Origin of the sequence: Bacillus cereus group sp. BfR-BA-01492 (genome assembly GCF_022662815.1) — a bacterium.
GTDB classification, from domain to species: domain Bacteria; phylum Bacillota; class Bacilli; order Bacillales; family Bacillaceae_G; genus Bacillus_A; species Bacillus_A cereus_BD.
Window position 1 is genome coordinate 26993 of record NZ_JAKUEH010000004.1, and the last position, 20688, is coordinate 47680.

The window sequence follows — 20688 nt, forward strand, 5'->3', positions numbered from 1 at the left end:
CATTTATAAATGTTACAACGGGATATTGTGAAACTGAATAACTTATTAACTTACGAAAAAAAAGTAACTATTTTTCGTTGACAAAGAGAAAATCTTTTTGTATTATACTTACATAAGGTAAGTAATTTACTTTTAAAAAACAAATCTCAAATTAAAGATAAATGTATAAAGGGAGAGAATATAATGACAAAAGTTCTATTTATTACAGCAAATCCAAATTCAGCAGAAACATCTTTCGGTATGGCAGTAGGTGAAGCTTTTATCGAAGCATACAAAAATGAAAATCCACAACATGAAGTTGTAACAATCGATTTATTTAACACAACAGTACCAGTAATTGATGCAGATGTATTTGCAGCTTGGGGCAAGTTTGCAGCAGGTGAAGGTTTTGAAGCATTAACTGAAAACCAACAACAAAAAATTGCAGCAATGAACACAAACTTAGAAACATTTATGAATGCAGATCGTTATGTATTTGTAACACCAATGTGGAACTTCGGTTACCCACCAGTAATGAAAGCATACTTAGATAACATTGCTATTGCAGGTAAAACATTTAAATATACTGAAAATGGTCCAGTAGGATTATTAGAAGGTAAAAAAGCACTTCATATCCAAGCTACAGGTGGCATTTACTCTGAAGGTGACTATGCAGCAGTAGACTTTGGTCGTCAACACTTAAATACTGTCTTAGGATTTATCGGTGTATCTGACACAGAATACCTTGCAGTTGAAGGTATGAATGCAAATCCTGAAAAAGCACCAGAAATTAAAGAAGCAGCAATTGCTAAAGCACGCGAATTAGCAAAACGTTTCTAATATAGAAAACTCAAAAATGTCCAAACGCTTGTCGTTTGGACATTTTTTCTTCTTTTTCCCTCGTTTGTCTAGTATAATGAAGGACGGAATGATAATAGGTGGGGGTTTTGTATGATTCAAACGTTTTTTAAAGCTTTATATTTAATTGTAATTGTAATCGGTATTACACCGAGATTGTGGCGCATTCAAAAGAAAGCAAATACACTATCGCCACAAGAGAAAGATCGTCTTGTGTATAAAACAACAAATTGGTTTGGAAAAAAGATGGTTCGTGCAGCTGGAGCTGGATCGACTGTAGAGGTGAAAGGGCTTGAAAATGTACCGAAAGATCAACCGGTACTTGTTGTAAGTAATCATCAAAGTAATATGGATATTCCTGTTTTACTAGGATATTTAAATAAGCCGATTGGATTTGTTTCTAAGGCAGAAATTAAAAAAATTCCGATTGTACCAGCTTGGATGGAATTAATGAATTGTGTGTTTATGGATCGTAGTAATCGCCGTCAATCTCTTCAAGCGATTAAAGAGGGGATTGAACTATTAAAAAAGGGCCACTCTCTCGTAATTTTTCCAGAAGGAACACGCAGTAAAGGTGGCGAAATAGGTGAGTTTAAAGCAGGGAGTTTTCACCTTGCAATCAAATCGGGAGTAGCTATTTTACCAGTCACGATAGAGGGAACATATAAGATGTTCGAAGCGAATGGAAATAGACTGAAACCAGCGCATGCAACGCTTACCATTTCAAAACCAATTACACCTGAGCAATATGGAAATATGGATGTTAAAGAATTAACGCAGTATACAAAGGATATGATTGCTGCTCCATTATATAAGTAATAAAAAAATCTCAGCTTTTTCAAGCTGAGATTTTTTTATGCGACAGGTAACACGTAAAATAATACGCAGAAGAACATCATTGTACTACCACCTAATACGAATAGATGCCATATTGCATGATTGAACGGTAGTTTTTCCCACAGGAAGAAAATAGCACCGACTGAATAGAGAATACCCCCAATTAAAAGGAGAGAAAATCCGTGTCCAGTTAAGTTTTCATAAAGGGGCTTAATAGCTACTATAATGAGCCATCCCATAATAACGTAGCAAAGTGTTGACATTTTAATAAAGCGGCGTACAAAGAAAATCTTAAAGATAATCCCCCCAATCGCTAATGTCCAAATAATAGCAAGAAGTGTCCAGCCAAGAGGGCCGCGTAACGTAATGAGTAAAAAAGGTGTATACGTTCCGGCTATTAATAAGTAAATAGCAGAGTGATCTAAAATGGTAAAGACCTTTTCAACTTTTGGATGGTGAATGCTATGTAATAATGTTGAAAATAAATATAGTAGAAACATGCTTACACCATAGACTGTAAAAGCGATAATGGCAGAAGCTGTACCGTGTTTTGAAGCATGGATAATTAATATGATTAATGCGGGTATGCTTAAAATAGCACCAATTCCGTGAGTAATCGCATTCGCAATTTCTTCTTTTACGAACTGTGTCATTTTTGTTATCTTTTGTGTCATAATTTAATCCCTTCCATCGATAAAATCAATTATCATCTCTTTAAACATATCATATGCAATAAAAATAGGAAATGAAATTTGTATAATTGATTATATTTTTTAATTTTTTTGACAAAATATAATGGATACGTTGACGTTTACAAACTTTTTTGACAAAATGAGATTATGGGATAGTAGAAGGGAAAAATCGAGTAAAAAGGGGATGGGGAAATGTTATCAAATATTGGCTTTCCGGGATTAATTTTAATTTTAGTAGCCATACTTATATTATTTGGTCCGAAAAAATTACCAGAAATCGGACGGTCTTTAGGTGAAACATTAAAAGAATTTAAAAAATCAACGAGAGAGTTAACAGATGATGCGTTTCAGGAGAAAGAGAAAAAGTAAATTATAGTAAAATGTGATATAAAAAATTTTAAAATAGGAGAGAACACCTATGCATAGAAAGGGAGAGTGCTTTTTAAAAATACTCTTCTTGTTTGTATAATCAGGGGTTATGATCGATATATGAAAGTCGATTTCAACGAGAGAGTGTAGTAGGATTTTTGCTAGATTTGGTGAGAGAAGTGTGGTGAACGAGATGGAAGATCGAGAGATGAGTATAGTAGAACATATCGTAGAACTTCGAAAACGTCTAATAATTACTATTTTATCGTTTATCGTATTTTTAGTAGTTGGTTTTGTTTTTACGAAAGATATTTATTTTTGGTTAGTAAAAGATTTACCGATGAAGCTGACAGTTCTCGGTCCGAGTGATGTATTATGGATTTTTTTCTCGATAGCTACTGTATTCGCCATTGTTTGTACAATTCCGATTGCAGCAATGCAAATTTGGTTGTTTGTAAAACCGGGATTGCATCCGCGTGAGCAGAAAATGACATTAATGTACATTCCTATATTATGTGTATTATTTATAGCGGGTTTATGTTTTGGATATTTTATTGTAATGCCATTTTTATTTCATTTTTTAACAACAATCGGAAATGAAATGTTTCATACGATGTTTACGACAGAAAAATATTTTCATTTTGTATTAAATTTAACAATTCCATTTGCGGTTATATTTGAATTACCAGTCATTGTTATGTTTTTAACAAGCATAGGTTTATTAACAGCGGAATTTCTGCAAAAAGTCAGAAGATATGCTTACGTTATATTAATCATTCTTGCTGCTTGTATATCGCCACCAGATTTTTTATCACATAGCTTAGTGGCAGTACCTCTTATTTGTATTTATGAAATAAGTATTGCTATATCTAAATTTGTAAGTAGAAGGAAGAAAAGAAGAGAAGAAGTACACTCAAAAAGTGCCTCATTATAAAGGTACTTTTTGAGTGTATTTGTTATACTATGTTTATAATCGCATACAATATAAAAAAAGAAAAAAATTATAGAATCTCCGAAATTTAGACAAACTTTTCACCTTTGTAAGTTTATACTGAAGTTACAAATCCAATAAAAAAGAGGATTGATATTGTGATTATGAAAAGTTTTTACTTTACTCATTCAACAGGAAATTGTATTAAAATATTCGAAATACCGGTTTTACAAGCACATCATCCATTAGCGTTTCTGATTCAGTCGCGCCTCCAATTATTTATCACAAAAATTCAAAAACAAAAACACCCGAGGGTCTCATACTCTTTCCGAGAATATTTACAAAGTTGTTTAAAGTGGAATGATTATTCAAATGTATACCAAACAAATACGCTTGAAAAAAATGCATGATGGAAATACTGGCAGAGCAAATGAGCTCTGCCGTTTTCTTTTTGGACATAAAACAGAAGATTTTTACTGAAAAATGCTTTCAAATGGTTGAAAGCATTAGGAATACTAGTATAATAACAAGGAGAGCGTATTGGAAAGGGAAGAAGTAAAATATGCAAAAAATTAAAATTGTAACAGATTCAACGGCAGATTTATCACAAGATGTGATTGAGAAATATGATATTCATGTAATCCCATTATCTATTTCTGTAAATGGACAAACGTATTTAGATAGAATAGATATACAACCAGATGAATTTATTGAAGAAATGATGAAGTCAGAGGAATTACCAAAAACATCACAACCTGCTATGGGATCATTTGTTGAAATGTATGAAAATTTAGGAGAAGATGGTAGCCAAGTTCTTTCCATTCATATGACGGGTGGGATGAGCGGTACAGTTGCAACCGCGAATAGCGCAGCATCCATGACAGACACAAAAGTAACAGTTGTCGATTCTCAATTTATTACGCATGGGTTGGCATATCAAGTCCTTGAGGCAGCCAAGATGGTACAAGAAGGTCGTTCATTAGAAGAAATTTTAAAACGTCTTGATGAAGTAAGAAAAAACACTCGTTTATATGTTGTTGTAGATACGCTAGAAAATTTAGTAAAAGGTGGGCGCATCGGAAAAGGGAAAGCCTTCATTGGTTCATTATTAAATATTAAACCAATTGCTAGCCTTGAAGATGGAGTTTATAATCCTGTTACGAAAGTACGTAGCCAAGGGCAAATTGTAAAAACATTAGCGAAATTGTTTGAACAAGATATAGCTGGAAAGACTGTGAAGGCAGTAGCAATTCCACATGCAAAAGCACTTCCGCTTGCAGAAAGTGTAAAAGCTGCTGTTGAGAAAGTAAGCGGATTTACACAATCAGAGATTTTTTATACAACACCAATTATCAGTACGCATACAGGCCCAGGAGCAATTGGTTTTATGTATTTAGCTGAGTAGAAAAAAGCTACTTGAAATTTTTATTCAAGTAGCTTTTTTAACTGTATAAAAAATAAGAAATAAGAAGAGCTATACAAGCACTTCCACTCATAATAAATCGTGTTTGTAAGTATTCTTTCATCTAAACACCTTCCGCTTTTTTTCTATATAATGTATTTTCAAGAAAAAAGGTTATGCTTGGAAAGGTTCTAAAATTTTTTTAACTTCTGCATGATTCGGTAGGGAAGAATATAGAAATGTTTGCCCAAGAAATAGCACATGTAAGTGTTCCCAAGGCAACATACGCAAATTCCAATTATTGCGAAGACGTGTGATAGCTTCCCTCGGCGTTTCATCTGCAAGCGCAAATGCTCCATAATGCATTGGAATGAAGTGAGTTGCATTTACGTCTAAATAGGCCTGTACGGCTTCCTCAGGTGAGACATGAGAGACTTTCATAAACCATTCTGGTTCATAGGCACCAATAGGCATGAGTGCGACATCAATCGAGAAGCGTTTTCCAATTTCCTTAAATCCTCGAAAATAGCCGCTATCTCCACAGAAATAAATGGTTTCGTCCGCTGTTTCATTGTGAATTATCCAACCACCCCAGTGAGAAGTGTTCATATCAAACAGTGATCGCCTCGTCCAGTGTTGAGCTGGAACAAAATGAAAAGAGACCTCATCAATTGTTGTAGATTCCCACCAGTTATACTCTTCTACACGAGTAAACTTCTTTCGTAAAAATAATTTTTTAAGTCCCGCAGGTACTAAATATAGAACGTCATTGTTTAGTTGGCGGAGTGTTGAAAAGTCTAAATGGTCGTAATGCCCATGTGAGATAAGCACAATATCAATATTAGGTAGTTCTTGTAGTGAGAGTCCGGGCTCTGTAAGTCGCGGTATAAACTTTAATTTTTTTGCCCAGACAGGATCCGTTAAAATATTTAATCCGTTTGTTTGAATGAAGAAAGTGGAATGTCCGATCCATGTAATAGTCGTTTGTTCATTGTTCTTTCGTAAAAATTCAACTTGTTTTACAGGTGATTGTTCCACAAGAAATGAAAAATCTTTTTTGCTTAAATTACGTTCTTTTCGCCACTTTAAAAACGAACGAATCGATTTTTTTGTATTAACGGTATCCATGTTTTCGTAGCGTTTCGCCATGAACATCACCTCATTTAAAATCTTTGTAGTTGTATTGTATCGAAATCTTGTAAAGGAAAACAGTGGAAATCATTGATGAATCATTAAAAAGTTGTAAAGAATGGTTTGAACTTCTTTACAAAATCAACATATATTTGTTGGAAGTATGCAATGTAAAAATATTGTAAGGAAATAATATTAGTAAATAATGAAATGTTTGTCCAGTTATTTACTTGCAAATGAAACGAATCTCTATAAATTCGTACGATTTCGTGAACAAATAGGATAAACAATTTTCTCATGGTGTTTACTTTTGTTATGATTAACTTAAAACACATATTAAGGGAAGAGAAGAGAGGTTTGAAAATGAAGCGTTATCAAAAGCTGATTGGTCTCATAGTTGTTTTTTGCTTCTTTATACTTGCAGGATGCGGCTCAGGATCAAAACTCCGTAAACCATTAAATTGGGATTTAGAAACTTTTCAATATATAAATCAAGATGGAAAACAGTTTGGAACAAAAGATTTAAAAGGAAAAGTATGGGTAGCTGACTTTATGTTTACGAATTGCCAAACAGTTTGTCCACCGATGACTGCCAATATGGCGAAATTGCAAAAAATGGCAAAAGAGCGAAAATTAGATGTTCAATTTGTTTCGTTTAGCGTAGACCCTGAAGTAGATAAGCCGGAGAATTTAAAAGCATTTATACAAAAGTTCACGAATGACACAAGTAATTGGAATTTATTGACGGGTTATTCGTTAGAAGATGTAAAGGAATTTTCAAAAAATAATTTTCAATCTCTTGTTGATAAGCCAGAGAATGGTCAAGTGATTCATGGAACATCATTTTATCTAATTGATCAAAATGGGAAAGTAATGAAAAAGTATAGTGGAATTAGTAATACTCCATATGAAGATATATTGCGTGATATGAAACGGCTATTGGATTAAAAGAAGGATGCTCAGCATCCTTCTTTTTAAAATGTATTCACTTGTAAGTTAGTCGATGGATAAAATATCATGTTGCTGCGGAAGCTTTAGGGCACGAATTTCTAATACACCATTTTGATAAGTAGCTTTTGCGGTCTTTTTATTTATTAAATAAGGTAATTTAATAATACGAGAAGATTCTGAAACAGAGCGTTCACGGCGATAATAATTATGCGAAGCTTTTTCTTCTGTTTCCTCAAGAATATCTTCCGTTACAGAAACCTTTAAGTATTCACTCTGCATTTCAATTTGTATTTGTTCCTTTTGAACACCTGGGAGTTCAGCTGTAATAACAAGTTCTTCACCGGCTTCATATAAATCAACGGGGAATGTTAATAAACGATTTCCCTTTTGGAAAAAATGATTCAAATCAGCGATTACGTTGCGAAGAGGTGTCTGTTCGAAAAAATCATCAATTTGTTTCAAATAATTTCGGACTGGCGGACGTGAAGAAGACTCTTTTTGTTCTTCGCTCATGACGATCCCTCCTAGAAATCAATTTGCAATATCATATGACAAAAGTGGAGAAATGTGAGTGCCTATTTTTCAGGTTTATATGAAAAAGTGCTAAAAATGTGAAACGGAGTGATTTTTTTATAGTTTTTGTCGCCATATTGAGTTGATTATGCTAGTATAAATAGGGTTGATATAGTAGTATAGAAACAGAATGAAAACTGAAAGAGGGTAAGAAGTATGTGTGGTTTTGTAGGATGTTTATGTGAAAACCCTAGAGAGTTTTCAGAAACAGAAAAACATCAATTTGAAAATATGAACACGATTATTTTCCATCGTGGTCCAGATGACGAAGGATATTTTCGTGATGAGCATGTACAATTTGGCTTCCGCCGTTTAAGTATCATTGACTTAGAGGCAGGACATCAGCCGCTAACTTATGAAAATGATCGATATGTAATTATTTTTAATGGTGAGATTTACAACTATGTAGAATTGCGTGAAATGCTACTAGAGAAAGGTGCAACATTCGCAACGCAATCTGACACTGAAGTAATTATTGCATTATATGCACATATGAAAGAAAAGTGTGTGGATTACCTTCGCGGTATGTTTGCATTTATGATCTGGGATCGTGAAGAGAAAAAACTTTTCGGAGCGCGTGATCATTTTGGAATCAAACCTCTTTACATTGCAACACAAGGGGATACAACTTTCTTTGCATCTGAAAAGAAAAGCATTATGCATGTCATGCAAGATAAAGGGGTAAACCCAACTTCGCTACAACATTACTTTACGTATCAATATGGACCAGAACCAGAAACATTAACAACGGATATCAATAAAATTGAACCTGGCCATTATTTTGTAAAAGAAATTGGTAAAGAAATGGAGATTCATCGTTACTGGAAGCCATATTTTAAGGCTTCAAACGCAACGAAAGAAGAGCATATTCAAGCGATTCGCGATGTACTATATGATTCAGTAAAAGTGCATATGCGCAGTGATGTACCAGTAGGTTCATTCTTATCTGGAGGTATTGATTCATCTATTATTGCTTCTATCGCAAAAGAAATGAATCCAAATCTTCTAACATTCTCTGTTGGTTTTGAACGCCGCGGCTTTAGTGAAGTAGACGTGGCGAAGGAAACTGCTGAGAAGTTAGGTGTGAAAAACTATAGTGTATTTGTAACAGCACAAGAGTTTATGAATGAATTCCCGAAAATTATGTGGCATATGGATGATCCATTAGCGGATCCAGCAGCAGTACCATTGTACTTCGTTGCAAAAGAAGCACGTAAACATGTAACAGTTGTTCTTTCTGGTGAAGGTTCAGACGAACTGTTTGGTGGCTATAATATTTACCGTGAGCCAAATTCTTTAAAAATGTTCTCTTACATTCCTACTCCAGGAAAAGCTGTTTTAAAAGCTTTGAGCGGAGCGCTTAAAGAAGGATTTAAAGGAAAAAGCTTCCTAGAGCGTGGATGTACACCAATTGAAGAGCGTTACTATGGCAATGCAAAAATCTTCCGTGAAGAAGAAAAAGCAGCATTCATGAAGCACTACAATGAAAGTATTAACTATATGGATATCACGAAACCATTGTATAACGAAATTAAAGATTATGATGATGTAAGTAAAATGCAATATATTGACATGTACACATGGTTACGTGGAGACATTTTATTAAAAGCGGATAAAATGACAATGGCAAATTCATTAGAGCTTCGTGTACCATTTTTAGATAAAGAAGTATTTGACGTTGCTTCTAAAATACCAACAGAATTAAAAATTGCTAACGGAACAACAAAAGCGATTTTACGTGAAGCGGTACGTGGAATTGTGCCAGACCATGTACTAGATCGTAAGAAACTAGGCTTCCCAGTACCAATTCGTCACTGGTTAAAAGATGAAATGCACGACTGGGCTGTTAATATTATTAAAGAAAGTAAAACAGAGCATTTAATCGATAAGCAATATGTATTAAACTTACTAGAAGCGCATTGTGCGGATCAAGGCGATTATAGCCGTAAAATTTGGACAGTATTAGCATTTATGGTATGGCATCAAATCTTTGTTGAACATAAATATGATACAAATGACTTCCATGAAGAAACAAAGCGTGCATATAGCTTAGTTTAATTTTGAAAAACCTTAAGGTCACGTTTGATCTTAAGGTTTTTTTCATAAATACACACTATACTTGATACAATAAGAATAAAAGGATGGACAACGTATGATTACATTTGAAAAAGTAAATACAGATACAAAAGAAGCGGTTAAGGAGATGTTTGCTTCCCACGGCTTAGAGACAGAGGAAGTACAATATTGTATAAAAGCTGATGATACATATATTGGTGTAATTGGTTATGTCGTTCAAGATAAGAGTGCACAATTATCTCATTTTGTCATTCATTTTGATTATCAAGGTTATGGATATGGTACGAATGCTTATTTTACATTTGAGGAGATGATGAAACATAGACAAATAAAAGAGATAAAAGTAGCAATCCAAAATGTAAATGATAAAGCAAGAGCTTTTCTTGAAGGAGTAGGTTTTACGTTAGACGAAAATGGATACATAAAACGTTTTTAAATGAATGTAAGGCAGGTGGGGGAATGTCGATAACAACCAGTCTTGTATTAATAGGGAGTTGTTTTTTTATTGCAGAAATATGCCAACTTTTCATTCGAAGAAATAGGCGAATGAAGCGCAAGCCATACGAATGGCAATATACTCCGTTTTTTTTCGTTTTATTGATTACTTTACTTTTGTTGCAAAATATCATTCATTTTCCACCGCTGTTAAGTATTATTTTGAAATTTGGCTTATTATATAGCGGAATTGGGCTCCTCATTTTATTTTGTCTATTTTGTATACGCCATACTCATTATCAGTCTTACATATTTATTTTAAATTGGTTAAACAGAGATGATAACAACCGCCATATATAAGGCGGTTTTCGTATGCACATAAAATGGTAAAAAAGTGTATTGTTTCCTAGTGTAGATAGAAGAAAGGAAGAGTGCTGAAGGGAAGACTAGAGACCGTAATCCATTTATAGTATGCGGTTTTATAGATTGAAATATCAGAAAATTATTTCTATTCAAAAGGAGTAGGTGTACAATAGAAGTAATATGTTGTAAAGAGGTGAAGGAATTGACAGGTGCTTATAAAGAGTGGATTTTGTTTAATGGAAGAATTGTAAATACAAAGCAAGAAAGGCCGACGATAGAGTTAGAAGAGCGAGGATTGCAGTTTGGAGATGGAATTTACGAAGTGTTTCGATTGTATAACGGAAAGCCACATTTACTAGAGTTACATTTGGAAAGATTTTTTACATCTATGAAAGAAATTCATTTGATTCCCCCTTTTACAAAAGAAGAACTTACCGAGCAACTTCAACAGTTGATTGAGAAAAATCAATGTAAGGAAGATGGAAATGTATATCTTCAAATTTCACGAGGTGTTCAGTCTCGAAATCATGTATACGACTCGAATTTACAAGCTACGTATTTTGCAAACATTGTCCCATACCCAAGACCAACTAAAACTATGGAAGAAGGTATAAAAGTTACCGTAGAAGAAGATATTCGCTGGAAGTTGTGCCATATTAAATCTTTAAATCTGCTTCCTAACATTATGATTAAAAATAAAATTCATGAGCAAGGATATCAAGAAGCGATACTCGTTCGAGATGGAGTTGTTACGGAAGGGTGCCATTCTAATTTCTTTATCGTAAAGAATAATAGATTGATTACACATCCTGCCGATCAGTTTATTTTACATGGAATTACCCGTCATCATGTGATTTCTTTGGCCAAGTTTTTGCGTATTGAAGTGGAGGAAAGAGAATTTTCTTTGCAGGAAGTTTATGAAGCAGATGAATGTTTTTTTACTGCAACCCCTCTTGAAATATTTCCAGTAGTTCAAATAGGAAATGAGCAATTTCGAAATGGAGAAAGAGGACCTATTACAAAAAAATTACAAGCCGCTTATGAAGAAAGTATTGCCCCTTTAAAGGTAACAAATTAAGTATCGCAAGAAAGAAGAAGCTGGATAATCTCCCAGCTTTTTTTCATGATATAATGCAAAGAATAGGATAACTTTTGAAAACGCTATAAAAGGGGATAGTATGATATGAATTATGAAACATTTAAAGAAATAGTTCATGACCGACGAAGTATACGGAAGTTTACAGAACAAGAAGTATCTGTTCAGGACATAGAGGAAATTATTGATTGTGCTCGTTATGCACCAAGTGATACAAACTCTCAAACATGGGAATTTATTGTGATTATGAATCGAGATAAAATTAAAGATATTGAGAATATGACATGGGAAGCATTACATAAATTGGCTGATCAAGCTGCAAAGAACGGTCAAGAGAAAGCGGGAAAACTGCTCACGCGTTCCTTTGGACCATATGCAACGGCATTTTCTGATGCACCGGTGTTAATTATATGTTTAGCAACACCGTATGAATCTAAATTTCGCGAAAAAATATTTGATCCTATTTCGTTTGTTCCAGATGCAGTATGGGAAGAAGAAGGAATGAAAAGTAGCTGCCTAGCAGCACAAAACTTAATGTTAGCAGCACATGCAAGAGGGCTAGGCACGTGCCCGATGACAGGGCCGGTGCTGTTGGCGCAAAATGAATTACGAGAGTATTTACAAATAGAGCGAGAAAAACAAATAAATATGGTGATTTCATTAGGATATCCGAAAGATCATCCAAAGAAGCTCGCACGAAAAGAAGTAAAGGAGATTACAAAATTCATTTTTTAAGGATGATATGAAAAACAGACATTGCTTTGATCAATGTCTGTTTTCTTTTTCTCATATGAATATTTTCTAAATAGTATGGGTTAAAATGAAATAGAAGGAGGGATTTCCACAAATTTCTTAAAAAATGTAATACTGTTAAAAAAGAAAGTATGATATAGTAATCGCGAATAAACAAGTTTGTTCACGTAAGTGTTAAAAATGAGTTTTAGAACATAAAATTATTTTTGTATAATAAGTGAAAAGGACTAATAGACAGGGGGAATGGATTTTGAAAAAATTCATAATCGCTGGATTGTCTGCTTTATTGCTTATCGGGTGTACTGCACAAAATGAAAGGAAAGAAGTGCAGTCTGTGAAAGAAGAACAAGTTGTAAATGCAAGTGATGAAAATTTAATTCCTTTTCCTAAAGGGGTAAGTCAGATGGGAGCAGGGGAAGTAAAAGTCATTACACCAGATGGTACTTCAGAAAACGGAAATGTACCAACCGTGTTTGTAAAGAAAGATACCTTAATACAACAAGTTGAGGTAGAGCTCATTAATTTTCAAAGTGATAAAGAAACGTTTGTATTCGTAGATGATATATTTGCAGACAAATATCAAGTTACGAATGCAACGCAGACAACAGTGGCATTAAAACAAACAACATTAGAGACTGGGCATCATACAGTTACAGCAGTACAATTTGAAAACAATGATCCAAAAGGAAACGTTGTAAGTTTCAAACAAGCGAAATTTGAAACGCAGCCAGCACCTTAACAAAATATATTAAAAAAGTACATTACTTGTAACGGTAGTGTACTTTTTTAATATATTTAGAATGAAAGAGACATAATGATTAGAATCGTTATCATGTTTGTAGGTATTTTGTTTGAAAATGTCGAATACAACATATGGCGTCGTAAAAGCACGTTTTCTATTGTTTAGTATGAAACAAATCGAGATGAGAGTAAGTAGGAACGTGATACATATATCATTCATAGTTTGACGACAAAGTTAAAGAGACAATATAGGGTTTTACATTAGGTTTAAAAAACAGTAAAAAGACATAATAAAAATCTATTTGACAGTAGGAGTTGAAGGGATATGGGGAAAGAAGCTTTATTAATTGTAGATATGAGTAATGATTTTGTAGCGGATAATGGATCTTTAACTGCTGGTAAGCCAGCGCAACAAATTGTACCGTATATTACAGAATTAGCAACTCGTTTTTTAGAAGAAGAGAATATTGTTGTTGTTACAATGGATGCGCACGAGCCTAATGATCCTCATTTTCAATTATGGACGCCCCATAATATTGTGAATACAGAAGGGCAACAATTATACGGTGAATTATATGAATGGTATCAAGAAAATAAAGGAAACGAAAATGTAATTTACGTCCCAAAAACAAATTATAATGCGTTTTTTAAAACAGATTTGGCCGCTACTTTAAAAAACTTGGAAGTTGAAAAAGTACATACTGTTGGAGTATGTACGGATATTTGTGACTTTTTGACAATAGCTGGAGCAGATGCAGAAGGATTTCAAACAGCAATACATAAGCGAGGCGTCGCAACATTTACTGACCTTGGTGAAACCATGATAAATCACATGAAACTTTGTTTTCATACTGAAATCATTGAGTAGAAAATGGAAGAACTCATAAACTAAAACGTAACTGACGGAGAAGGTAATACATGTTATAGAGGATGATTGAAGTGAAAAATTCCGTTTCTGACGGAATTTTTTTTATTTTTTCATTGACCTTCACATCATTTGACACTCCCGCCCCTAAAAGGACAAGCTGGCTAACGCCAGTGGGATTCTTGCTACCAAAGGCGAAGTCCATTTCTGGTATCGCTGACGTGCAAAATTGTGGTGTGCCATCACCACTCTCGCGACAGACCGTATAGGTTGGTGAGTTACGGTACGATTATCACACCGTTGTGTTCATATGTTGTAGTGTCTTGTTCTTGTCTATAATTCAAGTTTTTATCTTACCAAAAACGTGATTCTTTTTAGCGAGATCTTAAATTTCACATACCGTACAATAAAGAAAAAATGGAAAAAAGTACATAATCAAATAATCAAGCAAATAGTTTGACCTTTTTTGACTATTTGATATAATAAAGACAGAAAGAGTTAATCTTTCATTCATATCTTATAAGGAGGAATGAAATATGCGTGATTTATTTCCGGAATTAACAAATCGTAGAAATGGTGTTGCAGAATTTGGGCCTTCTTTATTTGAGATGATGACAGATGCTTTCTTTAAACCGATGAACATGAATACTTTTAAAGTAGATGTTCAAGAGGATTCTGATAAATATGTAGTGGAAGCAGATTTACCAGGATTTCAAAAAGAAAACATTCAAGTTGACTTTGAAAACGATCTGTTAACAATTCAAGCGACTCAAAATCATGAAGTAGAAGAAAAAAATGAACAAGGCACATATATTCGTAAAGAGCGCTCTACAGGTTCATTTATTCGTCGTTTTACATTTAACGGTGTAGAAAATGAAAATGTAAAAGCAAAATGTAAAGATGGTGTGTTAACAATTGAATTACCAAAATCTAATCAAGTGAAACAAAATAGAAATATTATTGATATAGAATAAAGAAGCTGAGCAATTCAGCTTCTTTTTTTGGTGTATTGTTTAGAAGACTCTTGATAATATAATGATATTTGGTGATAAAAATGGATGATACAGAAAAGGAAACAATGCGTTTAAAAGTTTTGAAGGAAAGTGCAGAAGTATGAAAGGAAGCGATGAAACAGAATCGCTTGCCATTGCTAACAAAAAGAGAAGAAGAAGTTCTTTATGAAATTGCGAAAGGGAGAAGGAATAAAGTGAAACTTTAATCAGTGGGGGGTTCTTCATCCCCCACTGATTATGAGCCCTCACCAATCGGGCTGTTACGGGCAGCCCTACTCCCACCTATCTTCCTTGCTTCTCTCTGAATCTTGAGGTGGGAGTCTTACTGCCCTCAAATAGCGGGATAAAGAAATTGCAGTAGAGCTTCATATTACAGAGCGAACAGTGAAATGCTTGGAAGATCGGACACAGGTAGCACTTTACGCTGTAAAACAAGAGATATTAAAAAATACATAAAGATACCAAATAAAGGTTTTTCTTCTTCGTATAATTAGGTACAATAAAACTAATATGGAAGGGGAAGATATAACATGCCTGGTACAAAAGTTGGTATAGGGAAAATTCAGGCTTCATTAAATGGCTTATCGCCAAAGCTTCGAAGTATTGCCGAGCATATAATAAAATATCCACAAGATGTTGTACATAAATCAATTACGGAATTAGCTGAGATTACAAATAGTTCAGAAGCAACGATTTTTCGTTTATGTAAGCATCTTGGATTTCAAGGGTTTCAAGATTTGAAAATTACATTAGCACGTGAAATTGTACATACACCTATGCAAAATATTCACGAAGAAGTGTCTGCAGAAGATGATATGGTAACTGTTGCTAAAAAAGTCTTTCATTCGCATATTACAGGGTTACAAGATACTTTACATCTATTAAATGAGGAAGCGTTAGAAGAAGCAATACATATATTGCAGCTAGCAAAACGTATTGAATTTTATGGAAATGGTGGCTCAGGTATTATCGCAATGGATGCTTATCATAAATTTATGAGAACGGGTATCTCCTGCATTGCTCATACTGATTCGCACTTCCAAATTATGGGGGCTGGGTTGCTGACGAAAGAAGCGGTTGTCATCGCAATTTCTCATTCTGGAAGCAACAAAGCGTTGCTGGAAGCACTAGAAGTAGCGAAAGCAAAAGGAGCATGCATCATTGCGATTACTAGCTATCAGAAATCTGCATTGAGTCAATTGGCGGATATCACGTTATATACGTCAACACGCGAAACTGAATTTCGGACGGAGGCAAGTTCGTCACGATTAGCGCAACTTAGTTTATTAGATACATTGTATGTAGGGCTGTCGCTGCAGCGTCAAGAAGAAACGTTACAAAATTTGCAAAGTATACGCGAAACAATTTCAATGAAGCGAATATAAAGAGCAGTGTACTTGTATACATTGCTCTTTCTTATTTTTATTAATGAAAAAAATTTTCTTTTTAAATATTGATTTAAGAAAAAATATTTTATATACTGTTTTATGTAAACGGTTACTAAATAATATTTTGCTAGAAATGAAGGGAAGATTTGTATGGAAACAAGGGGGAGAGTAATCGGAATTGATATCGGTACCACAAGTACAAAAGCGGTTGTTTTTACGGAAAAAGGGAAAGTAGTTGCAACACATGCAATTGATTATCCAATTATTCAGCCGCATTCGGGATGGGCTGAACAAGATCCTGATGTAATATGTGCCGCTGTATATCAATCTGTAAGCGTTGCTATCAAAAAAGGGAACGTGCTGCCGGCCGATATTTCTTCAATCGGGATTAGTACTGCGATGCATGCACTCATTGCGGTAGATAAACAAGGAAGTCCATTAACACGATCTATTATTTGGGCAGATAATCGGAGTATAAAGCAATCAGAAAAATTATTACAGCATATGCATGGACATGAAATTTATCGTAGAACAGGTACACCTATTCATCCGATGTCGCCACTTTCAAAATTATTGTGGATGAAAGAGGAAGAACCGGATTTATATGCGAGAGCTTATAAATTCATTTCTATAAAAGAGTATGTGATTTATCAATTATTTGCACAATATGTTGTTGATTATTCCATTGCATCAGCTACAGGTCTATTGAATCTAGAAACATTAGACTGGGATGTAGATGTATTACAAATGCTAGAGCTATCACCTGAACAGTTATCAACACCTGTACCAACTACTTATATTCTATCGGGCATGAATGCGAAGCTAGCTCAGAAGATGGGGATTTCTGAAAATACGCCAGTTGTTATTGGAGCAAGTGATGGTGTTCTTGCCAATGTCGGTGTTGGCGCAATATCTCCGGGAGAAGCAGCCATTACAATCGGAACGAGCGGTGCTGTTCGAACCATTTCCCCAAACATCAATACCGATGAGAAAGGGAGAACGTTTTGTTACGCGTTGACAGACAAACAGTGGGTAATTGGCGGTCCGACGAATAATGGTGGCATTTTATTAAGGTGGTTACGTGATGAATTTGGTAGTCCAGAACAGGAAGTCGCCAAGAAATTAGGCATTGACCCATACGATTTATTAATTCAATATGCCGAAAGTGTGCCAGCTGGAGCAGATGGGTTATTATTTTTACCATTTTTATCAGGAGAACGTTCTCCGTATTGGAATGCAAATGCAAGAGGTACGTTCTTCGGCATTCATTTGCAACATAAACGTGAGCATTTTATTCGTGCTGTTATGGAAGGCGTGTGCATGAGTGTCTATTCTGTAGCACTTGCCATTCGAGATCAAACAGGACCGCTGTCTGAAATTCGTGTTTCAGGTGGTTTTGCAAAATCAGCATTTTGGCGACAAATGTTATCGGATATGATGGGAAAAGAATTGCTTGTTTCTGAAAGTCATGAAGCATCTGCACTGGGAGCAGCCGCGCTATCTTTATATGCGATAGGAAAGATTGATTCACTAGAAGAGGTAAAAGATTGGATTCAAATTGTTCATCATCATATACCAAATAAAGAAAATACGGCTTTATATTTAGAGATGTTCTATATGTATGAACGACTTTACAATCGTTTGAAAGAAGAGTTTGATTGTATAGCTACTTTCCAACGTAAACAGTAGGGGGATTGGGAGAAATGGTAGTTGGGATTGTACTAGCGGCTGTTGTCATATTACTATTACTGATTACAGTAGCAAAATGGCATCCGTTTGTCGCTTTAATTTTAACTGCAATCGGAGTTGGGCTAGCCATGGGGATGCCTTTGATTGCAACGTCGTCAAAAGAAATGGGGATTATTGATTCTATTAAATTAGGACTTGGTAATACGTTAGGCTTTTTAGCGATTGTTTTAGCTTTAGGAACAATGCTTGGGAAGATGATGGCCGAGTCTGGGGGTGCCGAAAGAATTGCGAATACCCTTATAGAACGTTTTGGAACAAAGCGCGTTCATTGGGCAATGATGGTCGTTGCATTTTTAGTCGGCATTCCAGTATTTTTCCAAGTTGGATTTGTATTATTAATCCCACTTGTATTTACAATTGCATTAGAAACAGGTGTTTCACTTATAACAATTGGTATTCCGCTTGTGGCAGGTCTATCTGTTGTACATGGGTTAGTACCACCACATCCAGCTGCGATGGCTGCAGTTGGTATTTTTAAAGCGGATGTAGGAAAAACGATATTATATGCGTTAATCATTGGGATTCCAACAGCAGTTATTTCAGGCCCGATTTACGGTAAATGGATTGGTGCTCGTATACATAAAAACGTTCCAAAAGATGTAGCAGAGCAGCTGAATGAAAGGCATACGAAAAAAGAACTTCCTAGCTTTGGAAACACGTTATTTACAATTTTACTTCCGGTATTACTTATGCTTGGAGCATCGATAGCGGAAGTTGCTTTAGAAAAGACAAGTCAATTGGCAAAGACATTGCATTTTATTGGAGATCCTGTTGTTGCGTTATTAATAGCAACGATTTATTCCTTCTTTAGTCTCGGCTATGCAAAGGGATTTTCAAAAGAGAAAGTATTACAATTTACAAATGATTGTTTAGGGCCGATTGCGAACATACTGTTAGTTATTGGAGCAGGCGGAGCATTCAATAAAGTGTTATTAGACTCAGGCATCGGCACCACAATTGCAGATATGGCGAAAGAATCGCATATTTCCCCAATACTATTAGGATGGGGGATTGCTGCACTTATTAGAGTTGCAACAGGATCTGCAACAGTCTCAATGATGACAGCAGCTGGAATTGTAGCACCGATTGCAGCGAGCATGCCAGGAGTGAATGTAGAATTATTAGCACTCGCAACAGGAGCAGGATCACTCATTTTATCACATGTGAATGATTCTGGTTTTTGGATGATTAAAGAATACTTCGGAATGACGGTAAAAGAAACGCTATTAACATGGACAGCGATGGAAACAATTCTGTCAGTTGTAGCACTTGGACTTATTTCGTTATTAAATCTTATAATATAGAATGGGAGTTAGATGAATATGAAACTAGGTTTAATCGGATTAGGAAAAATGGGTTTCCCATTAGCGGAACATTTACATGAAGATGGACACGAAGTAGTCGTTTATGATGTGAATCAAGAGCTTGTAGAAAAAGCAGGACAGCTTGGGATTGCTGCTCGCCATACATTAAAGGAACTAGTGGAAAAGCTGGAAGCACCTCGTATCATTTGGGTAATGGTACCGGCTGGAGAAATTGTGGATTCGGTATTACATGAGCTTTATCCATTATTAGATAAAGGAGATATTGTTATTGAAGGCGGAAATTCCTTCTATAAAGATACGTTACGCCGTGCTGAAGAAGCAGAAAGATTAGGACTCCATTATGTAGATATTGGAACATCAGGCGGTGTAGAAGGTGCGCGCTATGGGGCGTGCTTAATGGTTGGTGGAAAAAAGGAAATCTTTGATCAATTAGAGCCTTTATTCAAAGATTTAGCAGTAGAAAATGGCTATTCTTATGCAGGACGTGTTGGAAGTGGTCATTTCTTAAAAATGGTTCATAATGGTATTGAATATGGAATGATGCAAGCAATTGCTGAAGGGTTTGAAGTTTTAGAGAAAAGTGATTTTGATTATAATTATGAAGATGTGGCAAAAGTATGGGCGAACGGATCCGTTATTCGTGGTTGGTTAATGGATTTAACAGAAAAAGCGTTTGCGGATGATCCTAAATTGGCTGGAATTAAAGGGGTAATGAACTCTTCAGGAGAAGGAAAATGGACAGTCGAAACAGCCCTTGAATTACAAGCGGCCGCTCCAGTCATTGCGATGTCATTGTTTATGCGTTACCGTTCTCAAGAAGATGATACATTCCACGGAAAAGTTGTTTCAGCGCTTCGCAATCAATTTGGCGGACATGCTGTTGTAAAAAAATGATTCATTATTTGGGAGAAGAAACTTGTGCAAATGTGCAAGTTTCTTTTTGTTTTACTCCTTGTAGACTGAACCGAAAAAATGGGGAAGAAGATCAAGGAAAACTTTAATCAGTGGGGGCTTCACCAATTGGGCTGTTACGATCAGTTCAGCTCTCATTTAAGTTAAGGCGGAGTCAGTAGGATGAAAATCAGAATAAATAAAATAATGTTTTCATAAATAGTAAAAGAATACGTAAAGTAGGAGTGTTTATAATGCAAGTTATACATA

At 35.1% G+C, this 20688-nt stretch carries 22 protein-coding genes; 19 read left to right on the forward strand and 3 right to left on the reverse strand.

Annotated features, from left to right (window positions below):
• Positions 1-183: 183 nt before the first annotated feature.
• Positions 184-819 carry an FMN-dependent NADH-azoreductase gene (locus MR063_RS07235; protein WP_242142838.1) on the forward strand — a complete coding sequence of 212 codons (636 nt, stop codon included), beginning with the start codon at positions 184-186 and terminating at the stop codon, positions 817-819.
• A gap of 111 nt (positions 820-930) precedes the next feature.
• On the forward strand, positions 931-1656 hold the full coding sequence (locus MR063_RS07240) for a lysophospholipid acyltransferase family protein (protein ID WP_242195726.1): 726 nt from the start codon (positions 931-933) through the stop codon (positions 1654-1656).
• Positions 1657-1691: 35 nt separating this feature from the next.
• On the opposite strand, the gene trhA is transcribed toward MR063_RS07240, so the two are convergent.
• Positions 1692-2348, reverse strand: coding sequence for a PAQR family membrane homeostasis protein TrhA (trhA, locus tag MR063_RS07245; RefSeq protein ID WP_242142840.1), 657 nt, complete (start codon positions 2346-2348; stop codon positions 1692-1694).
• Positions 2349-2558: 210 nt separating this feature from the next.
• Between trhA and MR063_RS07250 the strand changes: the two genes are divergently transcribed.
• From MR063_RS07250 to MR063_RS07265, 4 genes are all read left to right on the forward strand, one after another.
• Positions 2559-2735, forward strand: a complete 177-nt coding sequence (locus tag MR063_RS07250) for a twin-arginine translocase TatA/TatE family subunit (protein WP_012094130.1) — start codon at positions 2559-2561, stop codon at positions 2733-2735.
• Positions 2736-2928: 193 nt separating this feature from the next.
• On the forward strand, positions 2929-3669 hold the full coding sequence (gene tatC, locus MR063_RS07255; protein ID WP_242196264.1) for a twin-arginine translocase subunit TatC: 741 nt from the start codon (positions 2929-2931) through the stop codon (positions 3667-3669).
• 155 nt (positions 3670-3824) lie between these two features.
• Entirely contained in the window at positions 3825-4076 is a 252-nt protein-coding gene (locus tag MR063_RS07260) for a DUF2535 family protein (protein ID WP_242142841.1), read from the forward strand.
• 152 nt (positions 4077-4228) lie between these two features.
• On the forward strand, positions 4229-5071 hold the full coding sequence (locus MR063_RS07265) for a DegV family protein (RefSeq protein ID WP_242195729.1): 843 nt from the start codon (positions 4229-4231) through the stop codon (positions 5069-5071).
• Positions 5072-5242: 171 nt separating this feature from the next.
• Here the strand turns inward: MR063_RS07265 and MR063_RS07270 are convergent, their stop codons facing one another.
• On the reverse strand, positions 5243-6217 hold the full coding sequence (locus tag MR063_RS07270; protein ID WP_242195732.1) for an MBL fold metallo-hydrolase: 975 nt from the start codon (positions 6215-6217) through the stop codon (positions 5243-5245).
• A 345-nt stretch (positions 6218-6562) separates the two neighbouring features.
• Here MR063_RS07270 and MR063_RS07275 point away from each other — a divergent pair, with 345 nt between their 5' ends.
• Positions 6563-7147 carry an SCO family protein gene (locus tag MR063_RS07275; protein ID WP_242195733.1) on the forward strand — a complete coding sequence of 195 codons (585 nt, stop codon included), beginning with the start codon at positions 6563-6565 and terminating at the stop codon, positions 7145-7147.
• A gap of 48 nt (positions 7148-7195) precedes the next feature.
• Here the strand turns inward: MR063_RS07275 and MR063_RS07280 are convergent, their stop codons facing one another.
• The gene (locus tag MR063_RS07280) at positions 7196-7663 is read right to left on the reverse strand and encodes an Hsp20/alpha crystallin family protein (RefSeq protein ID WP_242195736.1); all 468 of its coding nucleotides are present in this window, start codon (positions 7661-7663) and stop codon (positions 7196-7198) included.
• Between the two features lie 216 nt (positions 7664-7879).
• Here MR063_RS07280 and asnB point away from each other — a divergent pair, with 216 nt between their 5' ends.
• The 12 genes from asnB to gnd all read left to right on the forward strand — a co-directional run bounded on the left by asnB (position 7880) and on the right by gnd (position 20421).
• Positions 7880-9781 (forward strand): asparagine synthase (glutamine-hydrolyzing), encoded by a 1902-nt coding sequence (gene asnB / locus MR063_RS07285; protein ID WP_242142846.1) that lies wholly within the window; start codon positions 7880-7882, stop codon positions 9779-9781.
• A gap of 94 nt (positions 9782-9875) precedes the next feature.
• The gene (locus tag MR063_RS07290; protein WP_242195739.1) at positions 9876-10235 is read left to right on the forward strand and encodes a GNAT family N-acetyltransferase; all 360 of its coding nucleotides are present in this window, start codon (positions 9876-9878) and stop codon (positions 10233-10235) included.
• A 23-nt stretch (positions 10236-10258) separates the two neighbouring features.
• Positions 10259-10594 (forward strand): hypothetical protein, encoded by a 336-nt coding sequence (locus MR063_RS07295; RefSeq protein WP_242195742.1) that lies wholly within the window; start codon positions 10259-10261, stop codon positions 10592-10594.
• 205 nt (positions 10595-10799) lie between these two features.
• Positions 10800-11675: a D-amino-acid transaminase gene (dat, locus tag MR063_RS07300; protein WP_242196268.1), complete on the forward strand. Its 876-nt coding sequence runs from the start codon at positions 10800-10802 to the stop codon at positions 11673-11675.
• Between the two features lie 105 nt (positions 11676-11780).
• On the forward strand, positions 11781-12428 hold the full coding sequence (locus MR063_RS07305; protein ID WP_242195745.1) for a nitroreductase family protein: 648 nt from the start codon (positions 11781-11783) through the stop codon (positions 12426-12428).
• A gap of 268 nt (positions 12429-12696) precedes the next feature.
• A complete protein-coding gene (locus tag MR063_RS07310; protein WP_242195748.1) occupies positions 12697-13185 on the forward strand; it encodes a hypothetical protein in 489 nt (162 codons plus the stop codon).
• Between the two features lie 327 nt (positions 13186-13512).
• Entirely contained in the window at positions 13513-14055 is a 543-nt protein-coding gene (locus tag MR063_RS07315; protein WP_242195751.1) for a cysteine hydrolase family protein, read from the forward strand.
• A 533-nt stretch (positions 14056-14588) separates the two neighbouring features.
• Positions 14589-15026: an Hsp20/alpha crystallin family protein gene (locus MR063_RS07320; protein ID WP_242195754.1), complete on the forward strand. Its 438-nt coding sequence runs from the start codon at positions 14589-14591 to the stop codon at positions 15024-15026.
• Between the two features lie 569 nt (positions 15027-15595).
• Positions 15596-16450: a MurR/RpiR family transcriptional regulator gene (locus MR063_RS07325; protein WP_242195757.1), complete on the forward strand. Its 855-nt coding sequence runs from the start codon at positions 15596-15598 to the stop codon at positions 16448-16450.
• A gap of 153 nt (positions 16451-16603) precedes the next feature.
• Positions 16604-18142 (forward strand): gluconokinase, encoded by a 1539-nt coding sequence (locus MR063_RS07330; RefSeq protein WP_242195760.1) that lies wholly within the window; start codon positions 16604-16606, stop codon positions 18140-18142.
• A gap of 14 nt (positions 18143-18156) precedes the next feature.
• Positions 18157-19506, forward strand: coding sequence for a GntP family permease (locus tag MR063_RS07335; RefSeq protein ID WP_242195763.1), 1350 nt, complete (start codon positions 18157-18159; stop codon positions 19504-19506).
• 18 nt (positions 19507-19524) lie between these two features.
• Entirely contained in the window at positions 19525-20421 is an 897-nt protein-coding gene (gnd, locus tag MR063_RS07340; RefSeq protein WP_242195766.1) for a phosphogluconate dehydrogenase (NAD(+)-dependent, decarboxylating), read from the forward strand.
• Positions 20422-20688: the final 267 nt, after the last annotated feature.